Consider the following 3,269-nt stretch of genomic DNA (forward strand, 5'->3'; position numbering starts at 1 on the left):
ACGCCCGCGGCCGCCATGCACCATTTCCGCGGAAGCAGTGCACCATTCCAGCGGTGGTGATGCACCATCATCTGCGGTCAAGCTGCACTTTTTGAGCGGCGTACGCAGAAAAGAAATTGAAAAAACATTGGACAAAGCATTGTACACCCTGGAAAACTCTGTAATAAGAAATGGAGAACAGCTGTCGCTGAAATAAGTTTGCTTAGACAGGTATCTTTGGAAACTAAAACTATATAGCTGCTGTAAAATTTGTATAAGAAAGGAAGAAACACATAAAATGGATTTTAATGAGAAACTTATTGAGGCATTATGTGATATCAAAAATCAGTTGGAGGAAATTAATTCCAGTTTGCGAGAAGTTAATGATAACCTTGTGGCTATAAAAGGAGTAGGACTGTATGATAGTTTGGCAGATGTCTGTGACAAACTAGATGATGTCAATTCAAGTCTCAATGATATAAAAGGAGACGGGCTATACAACAGTCTGACAGATGTATGTAATAAACTAGATGATATTGACAGCAAAGTATTTGATTTATCTTTATGATTAAACAAACATACGGCAGCTTATAGAAAAGTTATTATAAATGTGCTATAATGTTTGCAATCCATCCAATCGTCCATTACTGGCAACACCATGGCAACAAAAAATCAGATAGCCCCTACTATCTGAATAATGAAAAGAATACCAATACTCTGAGCTAAACAACATAAGCAAATCTGTTTAGAAAACTTCTGACAGGAGCGAGTGGGAATGACGCTCGAAACGGCGAAAACCCGCATGAATACAGGCTTTTTTGCCCGTCCATACTGCTCTTGATACTGGATTGATACTATTTGTGTCCGCCCGGTATTCTCAAGAGAAAAATCCCAAAAGGACAAGCAAAACCGCCCTGCTGAACGACAAATTCAGCAGGGCGGTTTTTTGCTTGTCTTATTTATTTTTCCGCCAGGTGACATAATACTGGCTTTCCTTGCTATCGTCACAGGTGTAAGGCCAGTTGAGTTTCCATTCAAAGTATTCGTCCCTGGTGATCTCCCCAGCGTCAAGTTCCTGCTGGCGCAAAAGCCATTCGTGCATGAACTCGTCCACAAGGCCGTACTGAAAATAAATCCCAACGGGAGGATGGATGGGCCAGTCGTCGTTGTCATTGTAGCGCACGCTGGTATCATCGGAGGCCCCTGTCTTGCTGGGATTGCGGACAAGCTGGAACAGGCGGATAGAGCCTGGGCTGTCCTCGTCCAGCCAAAAAAATGTCCGCATGAAGTCCTCGGCAGAGCCAGGGGCGATGGTGTAGAAGTTCTGGCGGTCTACCCGCAGCGCCTCGGCCATCTTGTCCAGCAGCTCCCGTTTCGGGACACGGTAATTCGTCTCATACTGGGCAATCCGGTTGTCCGCACCCTTTTCCTCCAAACCGATGGCAAGGCCCAATTCCTTTTGCGTCATGCCCCGAAAGGTACGGATTTTCTTGATTTTATCCCCTACGGTCATATCATTCACCGCCTTTGAGGATAGTATAGCGCAAAAAAGCGAACTATGCAAGATATATATTAACAAAAATGCGAAATAAATTCTTGACATTAACATCGGTGTTAATGTATAATGACAATGCGGATATTAACATATTTGCGAAATAAAAATAAGGAGGTGCTGACCATGGAAAAGGAGCTGTTTGTGAGGGCGGAGGAGGTTGCCAGGGAGCTGGGCGTTTCCAAGCCCTACGCCTACAAGCTGGTGCGGGAAATGAACGAGGAACTGAAGAAAAAAGGCTTTCTCACCATTCCCGGACGGGTGAGCAGGCGCTACTTCGAGGAAAAATTCTATGGGCTGCGGGACAGGCAGTAAGGAGGGAACCACAATGCCGGCATACAAAGACAAGGCAAAGGGCACATGGTATGCGTCCTTTTACTACGAGGACTGGACAGGTAAGAAAGTAAAGAAGATGAAACGGGGCTTCCCCACCAAGCGGGAGGCTTTGGAGTGGGAGCGGACATTCCTGCAACAGCAGACCGCCGACCTGGAAATGACCTTTGAAAACTTCGTAGCCGTCTATGTGGCGGACATGAAGGGCCGTATCAAGGAAAACACCTGGGGGACGAAAGAGCATATCCTCTACAAGAAGTTGGTGCCGTACTTCGGCAAGCGGAAGATGTGCGACATTCACTCCAAGGAGATCATCGCCTGGCAGAACGAAATGCTGGGTTACCGGGACAAGAACGGCAAACCCTACTCTCCGGTGTACTTAAAAACGCTGCACAATCAGTTGAGCGCCGTGTTCAACCATGCGGTACGCCACTACAACCTAAAGGTCAATCCCGCTGCCCAGGCGGGCAATATGGGCAAGCCCAAGGGACGTGAAATGCTGTTCTGGACAAAGGCGGAGTACCTGAAATTCGCCGAGGCCATGATGGACAAGCCCCTCTCCTATTACGCCTTTGAAATGCTCTACTGGTGCGGCGTCCGGGAGGGGGAGCTGCTGGCCCTCACCCCCGGTGACTTTGACTTCGAAAAACAGACCGTCACCATCTCCAAGTCCTACCAGCGGATCAAGGGCAAGGATGTCATCACCGACCCCAAGACACCCAAGAGCAACCGGGTCATTCAAATGCCCGCCTTCCTCTGCGAAGAAATGCGGGACTATATCAAGAGCCTGTATGGGGTGAAACCCACCGACCGCATTTTCACGGTGACAAAATCCTACCTCCACCGGGAGATGGACAGGGGGGCGAAAGAGGCCGGGGTCAAGCGGATCAGAATACACGACCTGCGGCACTCCCACATTTCGCTGCTCATTGACATGGGCTTTACGGCCCTGGCAATCGCTGACCGGGTGGGACATGAAAGCATTGATATTACCTACCGCTACGCCCACCTGTTCCCCACCCGGCAGGCGGAGATGGCGGACAAACTGGACATGGAGCGAAAGGGGGCCTAAATCATGTCAGCGAAAAATCTTGACCGACACAACCGCTGGAGAAACAAAACTGTGGCTTTCCGGGTGTCCCCGGAGGAGGACAGGGAAATTGAAACCGCCGTGCGGCTCTCCGGCCTTACCAAGCAGGACTACATCACCCGGCGGCTGCTGTGCCGAGATGTGGTGGTACGGGGCAACCCCAGGGTGTATAAGGCCCTTCGGAACGAGCTGGCCGCCGTTCTGGAAGAACTGGAGCGTATCGAGGCCGGGAATGGCGTGGATGGCGAGCTGCTGGACACCATCCGGCTGATCGCCGCCATCATGGGCGGCATGAGGGAGGATTGATAGATGGAT

General features: G+C 49.9%; 6 protein-coding genes. 5 read left to right on the plus strand and 1 reads right to left on the minus strand.

What is annotated here, in order from left to right; genetic code table 11:
* A partial coding sequence (locus B5G34_RS19000) for a hypothetical protein (RefSeq protein WP_204245988.1) occupies positions 1-196 on the plus strand: 196 nt, incomplete at its 5' end.
* A gap of 81 nt (positions 197-277) precedes the next feature.
* A complete protein-coding gene (locus B5G34_RS18060) occupies positions 278-547 on the plus strand; it encodes a hypothetical protein (protein WP_087340663.1) in 270 nt (89 codons plus the stop codon).
* A 387-nt stretch (positions 548-934) separates the two neighbouring features.
* Here B5G34_RS18060 and B5G34_RS18065 read toward each other — a convergent pair whose 3' ends face one another.
* Positions 935-1,492, minus strand: coding sequence for a helix-turn-helix transcriptional regulator (locus tag B5G34_RS18065; protein WP_087340666.1), 558 nt, complete (start codon positions 1,490-1,492; stop codon positions 935-937).
* A 165-nt stretch (positions 1,493-1,657) separates the two neighbouring features.
* On the opposite strand from B5G34_RS18065, the gene B5G34_RS18070 reads away from it, so the two are divergent.
* From B5G34_RS18070 to B5G34_RS18080, 3 genes are read left to right on the plus strand one after another with little or no spacing between them, the layout of a single operon-like run.
* Positions 1,658-1,846: a MarR family transcriptional regulator gene (locus B5G34_RS18070; RefSeq protein WP_087340667.1), complete on the plus strand. Its 189-nt coding sequence runs from the start codon at positions 1,658-1,660 to the stop codon at positions 1,844-1,846.
* Between the two features lie 13 nt (positions 1,847-1,859).
* The gene (locus B5G34_RS18075; protein WP_087340669.1) at positions 1,860-2,936 is read left to right on the plus strand and encodes a site-specific integrase; all 1,077 of its coding nucleotides are present in this window, start codon (positions 1,860-1,862) and stop codon (positions 2,934-2,936) included.
* 3 nt (positions 2,937-2,939) lie between these two features.
* A complete protein-coding gene (locus B5G34_RS18080; RefSeq protein WP_087340671.1) occupies positions 2,940-3,260 on the plus strand; it encodes a hypothetical protein in 321 nt (106 codons plus the stop codon).
* The last annotated feature ends 9 nt before the right edge of the window (positions 3,261-3,269 follow it).

It is taken from the genome of Flavonifractor sp. An82 (genome assembly GCF_002159265.1).
Classification (GTDB): domain Bacteria; phylum Bacillota; class Clostridia; order Oscillospirales; family Oscillospiraceae; genus Flavonifractor.